18 protein-coding genes are annotated in these 15,802 nt (G+C 43.5%); 5 read left to right on the top strand and 13 right to left on the bottom strand.

The annotated features are described in order from the left end of the window. Positions 1-76: 76 nt before the first annotated feature. Positions 77-1,585 carry a winged helix-turn-helix domain-containing protein gene (locus AC3CID_RS12075; RefSeq protein ID WP_488526603.1) on the bottom strand — a complete coding sequence of 503 codons (1,509 nt, stop codon included), beginning with the start codon at positions 1,583-1,585 and terminating at the stop codon, positions 77-79. Positions 1,586-1,674: 89 nt separating this feature from the next. Next, positions 1,675-2,277: a YitT family protein gene (locus tag AC3CID_RS12070; RefSeq protein ID WP_016784986.1), complete on the bottom strand. Its 603-nt coding sequence runs from the start codon at positions 2,275-2,277 to the stop codon at positions 1,675-1,677. A 347-nt stretch (positions 2,278-2,624) separates the two neighbouring features. Between AC3CID_RS12070 and glyA the strand changes: the two genes are divergently transcribed. Further along, entirely contained in the window at positions 2,625-3,875 is a 1,251-nt protein-coding gene (gene glyA / locus AC3CID_RS12065; RefSeq protein WP_102516430.1) for a serine hydroxymethyltransferase, read from the top strand. A 338-nt stretch (positions 3,876-4,213) separates the two neighbouring features. Here the strand turns inward: glyA and AC3CID_RS12060 are convergent, their stop codons facing one another. From AC3CID_RS12060 to tsaA, 6 genes are all read right to left on the bottom strand, one after another. Next, complete coding sequence (locus tag AC3CID_RS12060) at positions 4,214-4,540, bottom strand: hypothetical protein (protein WP_004736794.1); 327 nt, start codon at positions 4,538-4,540, stop codon at positions 4,214-4,216. A gap of 232 nt (positions 4,541-4,772) precedes the next feature. After that, positions 4,773-4,964 (bottom strand): DUF4250 domain-containing protein, encoded by a 192-nt coding sequence (locus AC3CID_RS12055; RefSeq protein ID WP_004736793.1) that lies wholly within the window; start codon positions 4,962-4,964, stop codon positions 4,773-4,775. Position 4,965: 1 nt separating this feature from the next. After that, entirely contained in the window at positions 4,966-5,169 is a 204-nt protein-coding gene (locus AC3CID_RS12050; RefSeq protein WP_065205042.1) for a YaeP family protein, read from the bottom strand. Positions 5,170-5,373: 204 nt separating this feature from the next. After that, complete coding sequence (locus AC3CID_RS12045; protein ID WP_488526602.1) at positions 5,374-6,063, bottom strand: tellurite resistance TerB family protein; 690 nt, start codon at positions 6,061-6,063, stop codon at positions 5,374-5,376. Between the two features lie 205 nt (positions 6,064-6,268). Beyond that, positions 6,269-7,984: a proline--tRNA ligase gene (locus AC3CID_RS12040; protein WP_019821597.1), complete on the bottom strand. Its 1,716-nt coding sequence runs from the start codon at positions 7,982-7,984 to the stop codon at positions 6,269-6,271. A gap of 101 nt (positions 7,985-8,085) precedes the next feature. Next, entirely contained in the window at positions 8,086-8,781 is a 696-nt protein-coding gene (tsaA, locus tag AC3CID_RS12035; protein ID WP_488518166.1) for a tRNA (N6-threonylcarbamoyladenosine(37)-N6)-methyltransferase TrmO, read from the bottom strand. Between the two features lie 124 nt (positions 8,782-8,905). On the opposite strand from tsaA, the gene AC3CID_RS12030 reads away from it, so the two are divergent. From AC3CID_RS12030 to AC3CID_RS12020, 3 genes are all read left to right on the top strand, one after another. Continuing rightward, entirely contained in the window at positions 8,906-9,166 is a 261-nt protein-coding gene (locus AC3CID_RS12030) for a type B 50S ribosomal protein L31 (RefSeq protein ID WP_016800686.1), read from the top strand. After that, entirely contained in the window at positions 9,166-9,291 is a 126-nt protein-coding gene (gene ykgO, locus AC3CID_RS12025; protein WP_010436457.1) for a type B 50S ribosomal protein L36, read from the top strand. The genes AC3CID_RS12030 and ykgO overlap by 1 nt, the downstream gene beginning before the upstream one ends. Before the next feature lie 388 nt (positions 9,292-9,679). Further along, on the top strand, positions 9,680-11,266 hold the full coding sequence (locus tag AC3CID_RS12020; RefSeq protein ID WP_016800687.1) for an AbgT family transporter: 1,587 nt from the start codon (positions 9,680-9,682) through the stop codon (positions 11,264-11,266). 105 nt (positions 11,267-11,371) lie between these two features. On the opposite strand, the gene AC3CID_RS12015 is transcribed toward AC3CID_RS12020, so the two are convergent. The 3 genes from AC3CID_RS12015 to AC3CID_RS12005 form a co-directional block, all read right to left on the bottom strand. After that, positions 11,372-12,142 (bottom strand): MipA/OmpV family protein, encoded by a 771-nt coding sequence (locus AC3CID_RS12015; RefSeq protein ID WP_488526601.1) that lies wholly within the window; start codon positions 12,140-12,142, stop codon positions 11,372-11,374. Between the two features lie 118 nt (positions 12,143-12,260). Continuing rightward, the gene (locus AC3CID_RS12010; RefSeq protein ID WP_004734361.1) at positions 12,261-12,704 is read right to left on the bottom strand and encodes a YaiI/YqxD family protein; all 444 of its coding nucleotides are present in this window, start codon (positions 12,702-12,704) and stop codon (positions 12,261-12,263) included. Positions 12,705-12,790: 86 nt separating this feature from the next. Then, complete coding sequence (locus AC3CID_RS12005) at positions 12,791-13,078, bottom strand: hypothetical protein (RefSeq protein ID WP_488526600.1); 288 nt, start codon at positions 13,076-13,078, stop codon at positions 12,791-12,793. 768 nt (positions 13,079-13,846) lie between these two features. On the opposite strand from AC3CID_RS12005, the gene AC3CID_RS12000 reads away from it, so the two are divergent. Further along, on the top strand, positions 13,847-14,365 hold the full coding sequence (locus tag AC3CID_RS12000; protein WP_102447344.1) for a GNAT family N-acetyltransferase: 519 nt from the start codon (positions 13,847-13,849) through the stop codon (positions 14,363-14,365). On the opposite strand, the gene AC3CID_RS11995 is transcribed toward AC3CID_RS12000, so the two are convergent. Both AC3CID_RS11995 and AC3CID_RS11990 read right to left on the bottom strand, forming a co-directional pair. Beyond that, positions 14,331-14,639, bottom strand: coding sequence for a DUF3301 domain-containing protein (locus AC3CID_RS11995; RefSeq protein ID WP_102453323.1), 309 nt, complete (start codon positions 14,637-14,639; stop codon positions 14,331-14,333). The two genes, AC3CID_RS12000 and AC3CID_RS11995, sit on opposite strands and share 35 nt — an antisense overlap. Before the next feature lie 97 nt (positions 14,640-14,736). Further along, on the bottom strand, positions 14,737-15,777 hold the full coding sequence (locus tag AC3CID_RS11990; protein ID WP_488526599.1) for a DUF3549 family protein: 1,041 nt from the start codon (positions 15,775-15,777) through the stop codon (positions 14,737-14,739). Positions 15,778-15,802: the final 25 nt, after the last annotated feature.

The following is a 15,802-nucleotide window of genomic DNA, read 5'->3' as shown; positions in this document are numbered from 1 at the left end:
TAATAGGGCAAAAAACGAAGATACATAAGATCTTAATTTATGTTTAAATTATTGTTTTTAAGTGCTTTATATTTATTCATTCGGAAAATTGATGGCCGACATTCGTGCAGTAGTTAAGCATTAGGTTTTCCCATTGCTTGATGATCAGTGGCTCTTTGATGCTCAATTTTAGATTTTTCCAAGGCTGGAGACAGGTCGATTTCGACTCAGGTTTGGATAAGCGGGCAAACAACTCTTCTGAAGGAACCACTCGCAGTAACGCGACCAAGGATTCCATGTAGTTGAGGCGAAACTTATCCATATCCCCTTGCTTGTAGGCAATATGGGAAATCATCATATAGACCAGTGCGTTCTCGATGGTCGAGTTACCCGCCGTATTGGTCAGAAACTCTTTGGCAGTTTGCAGGTCTCTTAACTTGAAGTGGATAATCCCAAGCCAGAGTTTGAGCTCATCGGGAATCAACTTAAAGCGTGTTTGCACAAGGCTAGTGAAACTGATCAGTCGCTGGTGGTCAGTCTCAAAGAGCGCCATTTGTCGTGCAATCAATGTTGCAGTCATCACGTTGATTGGCACGCTATCCAGCTTTAGCGTTTGTTCATTAAGCAAATGGTTTAGTTCTTTATCGCTGACAGACCATTCTGGTGATAGCGGAGCAGGTAGAGCAAAGTAGTTTGCCAGCTCTCTATTTATCTCCATCAAGTCTTCATTGAGGTTATCTAACTCTATTGAGTAGACCCCACGAAAGGCAAGCTTGCCCGAGCTTGGATAAATAAGGCTGACTTTAGCTGCAAGGCGTGTATCGACCTCCTGATCCTTTAATTGAATATTGAGCAGGTAGTCACTGGTACGCATGTTTTTTGCGCCCGGAAAGAAAGGAGTACTGTCTATTGGGTCAACGAAGTAACTCGGCGCATCTTGGTTGGCTAAATCGGTATAAGCGTATTCAATTTGCTGTTGGAGCAGTAGCGCTTTAACGGATTTTCGGCGCGTTCTCGCATTATCACCAATGGCATCGATGCGGTTCAGTAATAGTTCGACCTTAGGAATCAGCCTCTGTGTGCGTTCTAGCTCGGAGGCTTGGTTTGACGAGTGCCAAAACATATAACCTAGAGTCGCGGTGCTTATCAGCAACACAACAGAGAATGACAGTAATAAGAGGTTAAGCGGTGACGTCTTTTGGCTGGCCTGAGGTGGCTCGGTTACTTCTGTAATTTCGACTGCTGTATTGGCCAGACTCACTGAGCTCGGATTGAGAAAGTATCCTTTGCGTGGATAGGTCACCAAGATCTTAGTAGCATCGCTTTCTGGTAGGTGCTTTTGCAATACAGAACGCAATGTACTGATTCTATTAGTGAGAACATTCTTTGAAATGAAGTTACTTTGCCAAACTGATTCGATGATCTGCTCAGCTGCGATAGGCTCACCCACGCTAGTAAGAAACAGTTCGAGTAATTCAATAGAACGAGGTTCTAAATCGATGACCTGCTCGTTGCTACTCAAGACACGTGTGACTGGGTTGAATTCTAAACCTTCAATAGAGATCGAGGTTTGAGTGTCTTTGGCGTTAGAGAGGTAATCTTGCATAAGAAAAGAGAGGGTAGCTTATAAAAGCTAAATACTAGCTGTTTTTGTTATGAAAAACAGCTAGTAATTCATTGATTGGATAACTGGAATTAAGACGCGTAGTTGACCGAATAACGAGTAGGCTTGTGGTTCATTGCCAATACGATGTTCAATACTGCGGTGCCCAATACCGAAACGGCAATTACCCAAGGCGATACGAAGAAGCAAGAAGCAAACAGAATACAGGCATCAATGCCCATCTGAGTTTTACCTACAGAGATGCCGTAGCGGTCTTGGATGAACAAACATAATACGTTGAAGCCACCCAAGCTGGAGCGATGACGGAATAGGATTAACATACCTAAGCCCATTAATAAGCCACCGGCAACAGCACAGTAGATCTCGTTATGAACTTCTAGTGAGATAACTAGGTATAAATGATCGGCAAACACAGAAACTAACGCACCAGCAATTGCACTGCTAATGGCAAAGCTACGGCCAAATCGTTTCCACGCTAATAAATAGAATGGACAGTTGGCCACAAAGTACAAAATACCGAAGGTTACAGGTAAGAATTGACTCAAAAGCAGAGCCAAGCCAGTAGTACCACCGGTAAGCAGGTTCGCTGACTGTAAAAAGAAGACGCCTAACGCCACTAAAAACGTGCCAGTGAGAATAGCTACCCAATCTTCTTTACGTGAGTGTTTTTCCATCGTTTTAATAATTACCTAACCAATAAAGGCGTGCATAGTAGAGAAAAACCTTAGCTTTCGGTAGCTTGAGGGGTAAAATTAAGGTAAACCTATGTAATCTGCGTTTTACAGGGTGTAAAGCGTAAAATTGACAGTAAGCGTCATCTTTGGTTGGATAAGCTTAATAACCATGATGAATCTTATATGTGATTATGAAAAAACTGCATGATAAAATTGCAATTAGCTCTTTATGACCTAGATCAAATTATGTAGAATGCGTCACATCAAAACGGTGACGGAAACGTTTGCTTTCGGTCGTTGTGTGGTTTTTTTGAAACTTTCAGTACAATCTGAGTCAGGAGATACAGATGCTTAAGCGTGACATGAACATTGCTGATTACGATGCGGACCTATTCGCAGCTATCCAAGAAGAAACTCTTCGTCAGGAAGAGCACATCGAACTTATCGCTTCAGAAAACTACACAAGCCCACGTGTAATGGAAGCTCAAGGTTCTCAACTTACAAACAAATACGCTGAAGGCTACCCTGGTAAGCGTTACTACGGTGGTTGTGAGTTCGTAGATAAAGTTGAAACTCTAGCAATCGAACGTGCATGTGAACTGTTTGGCGCTCAATACGCGAACGTACAACCTCACTCAGGTTCTCAAGCAAACAACGCTGTATACATGGCACTACTGAATGCTGGCGATACTGTTCTAGGTATGAGCCTAGCGCACGGTGGTCACCTAACTCACGGTTCTCCAGTAAACTTCTCTGGTAAGCTTTACAACATCATCCCTTACGGTATCGATGAAGCAGGTCAAATCGATTACGAAGAGATGGAAGCTCTCGCTATCGAGCACAAACCTAAGATGATCATCGGTGGTTTCTCAGCTTACTCTCAAGTTTGTGATTGGGCGCGAATGCGTGAAATTGCTGACAAAGTAGGTGCTTACTTCTTCGTAGATATGGCTCACGTTGCCGGTCTAATCGCTGCAGGCGTTTACCCGAACCCAGTTCCACACGCTCACGTTGTAACAACAACAACGCACAAAACGCTTGCTGGTCCTCGTGGTGGTCTTATCCTTTCTAACGAAGGTGAAGATCTATACAAGAAGCTGAACTCAGCAGTATTCCCAGGCGGCCAAGGTGGCCCTCTAATGCACGTTATCGCTGGTAAAGCAGTAGCGTTCAAAGAAGCTCTAGAGCCAGAGTTCAAAGAATACCAAGCTCGCGTAGTTGCTAACGCAAAAGCAATGGTTGCTGAATTCCTAGCACGCGGTTACAACATCGTTTCAGGTTCTACAGAGAACCACCTGTTCCTAGTTGACCTAATCGACAAAGACATCACAGGTAAAGAAGCAGATGCAGCACTAGGTTCAGCTAACATCACAGTGAACAAGAACTCAGTACCAAACGATCCACGTAGCCCGTTCGTTACTTCAGGTATCCGTATCGGTTCTCCTTCTATCACTCGTCGTGGTTTCTCAGAATCTGACGCGAAAGAGCTAGCAGGTTGGATGTGTGACATCCTAGATAACATGGGTGATGAGTCTGTTATCGAAGCAACTAAAGCAAAAGTACTAGAGATCTGTAAGCGTCTACCGGTTTACGCTTAATTTTTCTTCGTAGTAATTTGAACTTCGTTGTCGAGCATGCTCACTTACATCCGTAAGCTCCGCGTGCTCTCCTAAAATTTCAAACGACTACTTTGAAAAGTACTTTTAAAGGGGCTCATTGAGTCCCTTTTTGTTTTAGGGAAAGGTGCTGAAAACTCCGCGCCTTTTCCTTGAACTAAATCTATTTGATTGAAACATACGATTTGAAGGGCTCCTGTATAGGGGCCTTTTTTGTATTTGTCGGTATGAGCGTTGGGTTATCTGAGAATACAGAAAGGCAGGTACTAAAAAGGGCTGATGTTTGCACATCAACCCTTTGCTGTTTGTTGGTATCGATTTTACTTTTTGATGCTCAGTAAAGTACCTGACTTACATCTAAACGAGTAGTAGCTGCGGCTCTCGTTGAATTTGCCTAAGCCTTCGCCATCACAATAGTCGATGTTGATATCACGCATTACTTCTAGTGTATCTTCGCTGTTCAAAGCGAATTTAGAACCATCAGAACAGACGATACGAATTCGCTCATCATGGCTTACTGAGTAGATATCGACTTCGGTATTACACAGCTCAAAAGAGGCTTCACGAAAGTTGTCTTGCTGAGTATTTGAAGCGCAACCTGCAGTCAGTGTTGCAGCGAAAACTGCCAAAAGTCCGAGTCTTTTCATTGTTAATCCTTCGCTATCATCAGATTGGGTGATGAGTTTTATATGCTATTTGAGGTAGCCTATACAACAATACGCTTTGGTTCAAGGAGCGTTCGTTGACTCTAAGATATAAAAGTATAGATGTAGACAGATAATTTATAACTGGCTAACTACATGTTTATCCAATACGTATCACCAATAAAAAAGACCAACACTGAGGCTGGCCTTTCAAAATCAAGCTTGTTTTAAATGGCTATCGAAACTGTTTGGCTTCTGGAAGGAACTCAAAACCAGCAGATGCAAGTTTAGCGATCAAGGCTGCTTTGTCGATTTCGTAGAAGTTGACTACTCGATCCAAATCACCGCCGAAGTCGTCACGTAGCTTCATGTTGACGATGCTCATCAACATCACAGAGTCCATCTTTTCAAAGTTAGCGAGGTTCATATTAGTCCTCGAAATCTGAGATCAGCAGATTGGCTGCGGCAAATGCAGCGCGATCACGTGCTTCTTTAGGAAGAGATTCATCTGCAGCAAGGTCATTCAATGTTTTTACCGCGCAGGTGATCGCTTTAGGGATATAGCCTTGGTCGCCACTGCCAATTTGAGAATACAGTGCACGCACCAAATCACAACAATCGTATACTTTCATTTTTATACCTAACCAAATGATAACTGATCTCAATATACACATAGAGATAAGCAAAAACAAAGTGGATCTGATTAAGTTCAGAGTTAGTTTGTTCTTGCTCAATATCTCATTCTGTTAATGCTCAATGTATTACTTTGCTAGCTTGCCATTTGAGTCGTTCTTTACGATTCGCTGGTATTTATTGAGTCGCTTAGTATCTAATGATTAGCCGGATATTTGTTGTTCAAGTTGATAAGTAACTTCATCAGCAAGGTTGAGTTGCTTAGCTAGTTCTTTGAGGTAAGCCTTCTCCATGAAGTTTTGCTCATCCGCTACAATCAAAGAGGCTAAATAAATCTCACTCGCTTGTTGAGGCGACGTTGCCAGTTGAGCGATTTCGCTTGGGTCGAGTGGCTTGTGAAGTTCTTCAGAGACCAATTTAGTCAGTTGATAGTCCGCACCCATATTTTCGACCGCTTGCTCGATCTTGGCCATTTCCTCCTCATCGACATGACCATCGGCTTTGGACGCAGCAATCATAGATCTTAGAATCAGCACACTATGGTTTGAGTCGTTCTCATCAAATTGAGCTTGTTCGACATTCGGTGTTTGGCCTTGTTTAGATTGATAGTCGTTATAGACCTTGTAAGCGAGTGCGCCAAGTGCCGCTGCACCACCAATACCAGCGGCTTTCTTACCCATTTTCTTGGTTTTCTTAGAGCCCATTAACGCACCTAACAGACCGCCGCCAACTGCGCCTGCACCGAAGGCTACTAGTGTACTTTTACTGCTACTCTTGCCATTGCTGCCTTTAGAAAGGCCACTTAAACTTGAAGACCCTTGTGACAGTTTCTGAGTGCCTTGTTTAACGAGATCTGATTTAAGTGCTTGGTTCAGTAAGCTTTTGATATCCATCGATACCTCCAATGTAAATGTGTCAAAGAGTAGTTGAGACCAATATACGGATATAAAGATGAACAGGGGATTAACTTACGTTATTTACTCTTGTGATAAATAGAAGGGAATTTGAAGAGAAACAACAGGCACAAAAAAGGCCACCTAATGGCAGCCTTTCAATGTTTATCTATCTATCAGCTTGCAAGCACAAGCAATCGGATTACTAAGCTAGTTGAGCTTTAAGGTGCTCGATAACCGTGTCCATTGCGATAGCTTCTTTATCACCAGTACGACGGTTTTTGTATTCGAAGTTACCTTCGTCCATGCTGCGATCACCGATAACGATAGTGTGAGGGATACCCACTAGCTCGATATCTTTAAACATTACACCTGGGCGCTCTTTACGGTCATCGAATAGTACTTCGATACCCATAGCTGTTAATTCAGCGTATAGCTTCTCAGCTGCTTCTTTAACGCGCTCAGATTTGTGCATGTTCATTGGTACGATAGCAACTTGGAACGGCGCTAGTGCGTCTGGCCAAGTGATACCGAATTTATCGTGGTTTTGCTCGATAGCAGATGCAACAACACGTGAAACACCGATACCGTAACAACCCATTTCTAGGATTACGCTCTTACCATCAGGACCAAGCACGTTACAGTTCATTGCTTTAGAGTAAGTATTACCTAGTTGGAAGATGTGACCAACTTCGATACCGCGCTTAAGCTGGATAGTACCTTGACCACATGGGCTAAGGTCGCCTTCAACAACGTTACGTAGGTCTTCAACTTGAGCAAGTTCAACGTCACGACCCCAGTTGATGCCAAAGTAGTGCTTACCATCTACGTTTGCGCCAGCGCCGAAGTCACTCATTACAGCAACAGAGCGGTCAACGATGAATGGTAGCTCTAGACCAACAGGGCCAAGTGAACCAGGACCTGCACCAACAAGTGCGCGGATTTCTTCTTCAGAAGCCATCTCTAGCGGAGAAGCAACTTGTGGAAGGTTCTCTGCTTTCACTTCGTTCAGTTCGTGGTCGCCACGGATGATCAGTGCGATGATGTCTGCATCTACTTCATCAGAAGCTTTAACGAATAGAGTCTTAACTGTCTTCTCGATTGCTAGACCGTGTTGTTCTACAAGCTCTGCGATTGTTTTTGCGTTTGGCGTATCAACAAGTTCCATCTCTTGAGTTGGCGCTGCCGCTTCAGTCGTTGGAGCTAGTGCTTCTGCTTTCTCGATGTTCGCTGCGTAATCAGACTCAGAAGAGAATGCGATTAGGTCTTCACCGCTTTCAGCAAGAACGTGGAACTCTTGAGAGCCGCTGCCGCCGATTGCGCCAGAGTCTGCCAATACTGGACGGTACTCAAGGCCCATGCGGTCGAATGCTTTACAGTAAGCATCGTGCATCGCTTGGTAAGACTTTTCTAAGCCTTCTTTGTCGATATCAAAGCTGTACGCATCCATCATAGAGAATTCACGTGCACGCATTACGCCAAAACGAGGGCGGCGTTCATCGCGGAATTTAGTCTGGATTTGGTACAGATTTAGAGGAAGCTGTTTATAAGAGCTGATCTCGTTACGTACTAGGCTCGTTACCACTTCTTCTGCTGTTGGGCTAAGAACAAACGGACGAGAATGACGGTCTGTGAAACGAAGTAGCTCAGGACCCATCTTTTCAGAACGGCCAGTCTCTTCCCAAAGCTCAAATGGTTGAACTACGGGCATCAAGATTTCAACGGCACCTGCATTATCGATCTCTTGGCGAACGATATTTTCGACTTTACGCAGTACACGTAGACCAGTAGGTAGCCAAGTATATAAACCTGAAGCTAGCTTACGGATCATACCTGCACGTAGCATCAGCTGGTGGCTGATAACTTCTGCGTCGTTTGGAGTCTCTTTCAGAGTAGAAAGAAGGTAGTTACTGGTACGCATTCTATGGTATCCGTTTCATCATTGATAAAAGAAAACTTGCTGCAGTTAGTGACGACAGCAAATCTGATATAGCCGTATATAATATCAGCCTATTTGGGATCTCAAAAGCGTTCAATGTCGGTAACATTGATGAAAAGCGTTTCGACAACGAATTTCACGTTAAGATCGAACAAATTTACCGCATATTCTTTACTGTCTGGCTTGTCTTTCTTATAGGCGGGTCGTGGATCTTGGCCTAACACTTCTTTGATCACCTGAATGATATGGCGCGCCTGTGGGTGACCAGACAGCTTACTTTGGGCTTGCTGCGAGAAGCTCACATCTAACACTTCAGGTTCATCGGCGGCAAACCCTCCTAGTGCATCGGGAATCGAATCCGAGTAGGGGATATAAGGCTTGATGTCGATGATAGGTGTGCTGTCAACGAGATCAACACTGCCTAAGTCCAACCAAGTTTGTCCCTTTTCTTGAGATACCCCTTTGAGTTCAACTGCAGACATGCCTATTCCATTCGGTCTGAATGTGGCACGAGACGCGAAGACACCAATACGTTCATTCCCGCCAAGGCGAGGTGGTCTCACTGTTGGTTTCCAGCCTGCTTCAAGGTTCTTATCGAACAAAAACAACAACCACACATGGCTAAATTGCTCAATATCTCGCACAGACTCAAGGCAGTTTGCTGCGTCAACCAACTTGACTCTTGAGGTGGATGTTGGCACCAATCTAGGCTGCCTGGGTACCGCGAACTTCTCTTTATAGGGAGACTCTATAAAGCCAATTGGTTCAATGGAGTACATGAGTGGACGTTCTCTAATTACGATCTATGGCGGAAAAATATCATAAAATCGCTTGTTTTTCTTTTGATAATAATTATCACTTGATATGTTATAACGTATCAATTTTAATATTTAGGGAAATACAATGAAACCGAATATCCACCCTGACTACCGCACAGTGGTGTTCCACGACACCAGTGTTGATGAGTACTTCTTGATTGGCTCAACGTTGAAAACAGAACGTACTATCGAATGGGAAGATGGCAATACTTACCCTTATTTCACGATTGAAGTGTCTGCAAAATCGCATCCTTTCTATACGGGTAAACAGAGAGTGCTACATAAAGAGGGACGTGTTGCTAACTTTACTCGTCGCTTTGGTCAATTAGGTAAGGGATCTAAATAATGAAAGTTGTTAAATCACTTAAAAGTGCGAAAAGCCGTCACCCTGATTGCCAGATAGTTAAGCGTAGAGGGCGTCACTATGTGATCTGTAAATCCAATCCAAGATTTAAAGCGGTTCAAAAATAACCGTCAATATGATGTGACACGTGTGTAAAAACGAGGGGAAAGTCAAACTTCATTCATTTGTCTGTTTTTCTTTTCCTTCGAGAGGAACCTTGCTGAATATTGAGTGCTTATTTAAAGTACGCTGTGCTTTGTTTTTAAATGAATCAATGAGTTATATCATTAGTTATATCTGTAGTGAATGTGTGATTGTAAATTATAAATCTAGTTTTTGTATTTAATGTAGATTTATTTGCTAATTAATTGTTCAAATGGAGTTAAAAGTAGTTGTTTGTTACACATCTTGTAACATTTTGAATTTCTAATTGATAATTTTGTCGCGTACCCTTCGCTGGCAATTTGAACATCTTTGTCACAATTGCACAGGAATCACTACACAAGGAGGGAACAGATGAGTTCATCTGCTTCAATAAAAAACAACGCACCAAAGAAACCTATTTTCACTCGCTTTTTAGACAGCGTTGAATATTTGGGGAACCTTTTACCCCACCCAATCACTCTTTTTGCAATCTTCTGTGTCGCAATCCTAGTCTCTTCAGGAATTGCTGGTTACTTCGAAGTATCTGTAATGGATCCTCGCCCAGAAGGTGCTAGCGGTCGTGCTGCTGATGGTATGATCCACGTTGTAAGCCTGCTTAATGCTGAAGGCCTACAACTTATCGTTACAAATCTCGTTACAAATTTTGTTGGCTTTGCTCCTTTAGGCACCGTGCTTGTTGCCATGTTAGGTGTAGCCATTGCTGAACATTCTGGTCTTTTATCTGCTGCAATGCGCGGCATGGTAATGGGCGCATCTCAGCGTATGGTTACTGTAACCGTGGTATTTGCCGGTATTATCTCTAACACGGCATCTGAGCTGGGTTACGTAGTTCTTATTCCTCTTGCAGCAATGCTTTTCCACTCATTGGGTCGTCACCCATTAGCAGGTCTAGCTGCAGCATTTGCTGGTGTATCTGGTGGTTATTCTGCAAACCTACTTATCGGTACGGTTGATCCACTGCTTTCTGGTATCACAGAAACAGCGGCACAAATGCTTGATCCTTCTTACTCTGTTGGCCCTGAATCAAACTGGTACTTCATGTTTGTTTCGACCTTCTTTATCTCGATTGCCGGTGCATTTGTAACAGAGAAGATTGTTGAACCTAAGCTGGGTAAATACAACGACGAAGACGCGTCTGAAGACCTTTCAAATGACTCAATGGGTAAGCTCAATGATACTGAGAAGAAAGGCCTTAAGTTTGCGGGTGTTGCAGTATTAATCGTCAGTGCGCTTTTAGCTTGGACTGTTGTTCCTGCTGATGGTGTTCTACGTTCAGAGGCGGGCACGATTTCAGGCTCTCCATTCCTGAAAAGTATCGTCGCGTTTATCTTTGTATTCTTTGCTATTCCTGGTTTTGTTTACGGTAAAGTTACCGGTTCAATGAAGAATGACCGTGATGTGATTAATGCAATGGCGACGTCTATGTCTTCAATGGGCATGTACATTGTTCTTGTCTTCTTTGCTGCACAGTTTGTTGCTTTCTTTAAGTGGACGAACTTTGGTCAAGTCGTTGCTGTAGGTGGCGCTAGCTTCTTACAAGATATTGGCTTAACGGGTCCAATGTTGTTCTTCGCGTTTATCTTAATGTGTGGCTTCATTAACCTGATGATCGGTTCAGCGTCTGCACAGTGGGCAGTAACAGCACCAATCTTCGTTCCAATGTTGATGCTAGTAGGCTATGCACCAGAAACGATTCAAGCGGCTTACCGTATCGGTGATTCAACAACCAACATCATTACACCAATGATGAGCTATTTCGGTCTTATCCTTGCAGTAGCGACTCGTTACATGAAGAACCTAGGTATTGGTACACTGATTGCGACAATGCTACCTTACTCAATGGTATTCATGTTCGGTTGGAGTATCTTGTTCTACTTATGGGTATTCGTATTCGGTCTACCAGTAGGTCCAGGCGCTGCAACTTTCTACACGCCTTAGTTAACAGTGATGGGCGAACATTTCGATTCGCTTATTAACTGAATAAAAGATGGTATACCCAAGAGCCTGCATTGATGCAGGCTCTTTTTGTATGAGCCAGTAAACTTACAATCCTGCAAACCGATAGGTGACGCCAAACTCCAATGACCAGCCCAAATCTCGTTGGATTAAAGTACTGTCGCTATCATGATGAATAAGGTCTGCTCTCGCGATACCAATCCAAGTCGGCGTAAACTCGTAGAGTCCGATGAACCCGGCTTGATAGACAAAGGTTGACCCAGAATCAAACTGACTCAATCCTGAGGAAGAAGATTCGGCGCTGGAAATACTGTAAAGATGATTTGAGAGCTTTTTGTCTCGATAGTCGATTTCTATGTAAGGCGTAATAGTAAATGGTTGCGTCCAGGTTTCTAATGTTCTGCCTAAGTGAAGCTGAACTTCGTAGCCGTTATGTTCTGAAGTCACATCGTGTAAGTAGGTGAGGCGTGCCCCTACCGTTCCTAAAGTTATCCCCAGTTCTCCATTACCATCTCTGTCTTGAATGCCGTTAGGTAGGTCTACAAAAGTGTTTGACACCTCTGCAAAGCGCCAGTTTCCAGATAACCCCACATAAGGTAGCAGTTGCCAATTGGCTAGGCTGCCATCGATGAAACCTTTTGGACCTGAGTAGAATAGGTTTGGTGTCGCGCTAAATTGAGGGGCACTTTTAGTGGAGAAAACACTTTCACCATAGGTGATACTGCCTCCGATGATTCCGTATTCTTGATCAGCAACGTCTTCATTGGCAAAGACTTCATCAGCAAAGTCCTCACCGGCAAAAGAAAGTTGGGTGCTGCCAAAAACAATGGATAGTGAGAGGGCGATTCGACGAATCATAAGCAATACTCCGTTATTGTAATAAATATTAAGAACGGAGTATGTCGATTAAAATTTCATCGGGGCTGTATCGACTAAGTGACGATTTCTAAAGTTGTCGTCATTAGAAAGACTGCGGTTAGCGTTTAGCTAGTAGGCGATCGAGGTGGTTTGCGAACTCACGACGGTCGGTTTGAGAAAGAGTGCTTGGTCCGCCAGTTTGGATACCGCTTGAACGCATAGTATCCATAAAGTCACGAATGTTGAGACGCGCTTTAATGGTCTCTTTGGTGTAAAGCTCGCCGCGAGAGCTTAAAGCAAGCGCACCTTTGGTGATCACTTCATCAGCGAGAGGGATATCGGAGGTAATCACGAGATCGCCGGGTTCAGTGCGCTTTACTATTTCATCATCTGCAATATCAAATCCGCTTGGAACTTGAATTGAGTGAATGTTATTACGCTTGGGAACGGGAACCAAATGGTTCGCGACAAAGGTACATTCCACCCCTGTGCGTTCAGCTGCGCGTACGATTGTTTCTCGGATAACCTTAGGACAAGCGTCCGCATCAACCCATATCTTCATAGTGTTCTATTTCTCTGTTAGCTTATTTATCGGTCAACTTATTGCTCAGTTGCCTTATTGACCAGTTAGCTTATTGTTCAGTTAACTTATTGTTTCGTTAACTTAGCTTCAAGCGTGGCAACGCGAGTGGTAAGTTCAAGGATTTGCTTTTCTAGTTGGCTAACACGATCAAGTGTCGGCGCTTCTTGTGTCGCGACTTCCACTTTAGGGACGCGATTGGCGCTTTTCCAGCTTTTGATAGTCATGATTAAAGCTGGCATCGGAACGGATGTGCTCATACGAGCTTTAACTAAAGCAACTGTCGGCTCTTTCCCTTGTGCTTGCAGTCCTTCAAGCACTGATTTCAACTCTTCAGACACATCTTTTGTCAGCATGTTGACCTCCATTTTTAGTCTTTGGTCATTTTACTCGCTCCGGTGAATGATAGCGAATCATAAAACCGCCCATAGCTTGTGAGAGATCTCTTACAAAGGCTGTGAGATAACACGAATACATCACTAGAGAGATTTAAGTGCATATGGTTAAATTGCTGAATTTTAATTGTTTTATATAATTAACAACTTTATTGAATTGAAAGTGTGATGCAAATCTATTGTCCAAAATCCTAAATCGCGTAAATTAAACCTTGTCGGAAGGATTCTGACACGGAACAGGAAAGCACCAAGGATTTGGTTATCTTCAGGATGAAGATTTGGTTACTTAGGATTGAGTAGTCAAGCATGGAGCGTAAGGACATTGTAGGGATACAGTCAGTTAACAGGAAGTTGGCTGCAACGGAATGACAATGGACACCTTTAGGGTTTAAAGGGTTGGATTAGCATCAGGACGATGTAAAGGACACCGCTCACGGAACAAGTGATGTGCGCTAACTAGGATTGTTAGCTTTCAGGATGATTGGACACCGCTAAGACGGCGAAGTAAAGGAAAGAGCTGAAGGATTACAGCCACTATTATGGATGATGCATGGAGCATTTATTAGTAGCCGGACTGCTGCGAGTAAGACCCTAGCCCTGACACTTCGGTGTCGGGGCTTTTCTTTATCTGAGGCTTTTCTCTATCTAGGGGCTCTCTTTAATTCAGGAGCTTATATCTAAGAGCGCGACATCTGCTTTTCTGCTAATGGTCAACACAAGGAGTGTTTTATGACGATAGCAACCTCAAGAACGCTGTTGGTACCTTATACCGAACAGCTACAACACGACTTTATCAAGTTGAATTGCTGCCCCATTAATCGAGCTGAAATGAATGGGCCGCACTCTATCGCCTCTGCAAAACACCTATTTCAAGAAATACTGAACGATAACGTCGGCTTCTGCCGCGCGATTATCCATAACCAAACCCGTGAATATCTTGGACATGTCTTTGTTTCATCAGAAGAGGGTCAGCATGAGCTTGGCTTTATTTTGGATAAAGAATTTTGGAATCAAGGTCTTGCTAGCGAAGTGCTAAAACCTTTCTTCAGTTTGGTGTGTTTTGAAGAGCACCTAACGAATGTTGTTGCGACCGTTAATGTCGGTCATAACCCATCGATTAAGTTACTCGAAAAGTTAGGCTTTGCATTTAAAGAGACCAAACAAGATCAGTTTGGCCCTTATCATGAATATCGTTATACCGAGTTTTGCGACGTTACATTCTATGAGGCTGTAGCTCAAACCGCATAGAGCGGAACCCCACCATGGTCAGTTTTCCTTGGTACAGGTCATCACCCAATGCTGAAAACTCAAATTGGTACACAGTGTGCCAGCGCCAAATGGTGGTTAGTTCATGGCGCATCTTAAATTTATGACCACTGAAGGCAACGCTTAATAGCTGCAAGTCGAGCTCTTTACATTTTCTCGTAATGGCAGTTTTCGCAAGCTCTGATTGCCTGCGCTGCTGCCAAAAGAAAAAGCAAAAGAAGCACAGCATCAAAATAGCCAATAAGTTATCTATCATTTAATCCATACTTCCTTTTATCTCTATTCCAATTGTCATTACAGCGTATTTCAACGAGCTATAGAGCAAGCCCGTTCCTGAGTTAGTCGTCAGTTCGTTATTGAGACTTAGTCGCTTGTTGTAACTCAATCAATGCGTTTGCGAGCTCAGGTGATGGGTTCGAATTCAACAAGGGTAAAAATACCATTCTTAGTGTCGGAATCATCACTAAATCTGCAAATAACTGATTGAACAGGTTTTGATTGCCCGTTTGTGCGAGACGCAGTAAGAATTGCTCAGCAATAGCAGGGTCTTGTAGTGCGTGCCAACTGCGACCTGCTAAACCAATCAACACTTCTTGGTGGCTCAAGCGTGGACTAGCGAGAACTTGGTTAATGATGTTATTCGCGATCCCTTGTTCTGCACCGGAAAGGGCACGAACCAAAGCTGAAAGTAAGAACAAATCAGGCTCTTTACTAGCTATCTCATTCTCTGCAAGCTCTTGTAAGCGTTGCGCGAGTTTGTCATTGATTTGTGTATGCTCAAGCGCACCTAACGTCGCGTATAGTGGTTCTGATGGCAGCTTATTGATGGCTTTGCGAATAGAAACACCGTTTTGTTGGCTACCTAAACGCGCACACATATCGGTGATGCCTTGTAGACCAACCGTTTTCCAGTTATCCCAGCCTAGCTCGCCAGTGAAGTAATGCTGAGCGTGCTCGTAATATTGGCTCGTCGCAAGGTCTAAACCTGCTCTTACTTGGCTATGAAATACAGCCATTTTGTCTTCAGAAGGCTTGAAGGTATAAGGGTTGTTTGACAGCTTTTGCTGTTGCTCTTCGCTGATATCGCCGTTCAAACGCGTGCCCATTGCTTCGATAACAAACTTAAGAAAATTACCCACATCACCTTGATGCAGTAGGCCTCTTTCGTCTAGTTTGAATTTTAGAAACCAGATCCAAGGTTGCTTGTGTTCGTTCCAGTAGCTAATCGCTAAGTGAGCTTGTTTCTGAAGTGGAAACGGGTATGGCTGTTTCCCCTGCTCAACATCAGAGAATAGGGTGTTGTCGATTTTCTGGATACGACGACCTAGGTCGTAGATGTCGTATTGGCAACCGCTATTCTTTAGCAACTGAGTGAGCGTGTGAATCGTTTCCATAGTAATAAAGCTCCTAACTTTCTTT

The organism is Vibrio sp. QJM3NY_21, assembly GCF_057785975.1.
Note: the sequence above shows the minus strand (reverse complement) of the source record. Positions and strands in the feature narration are given on the sequence as shown.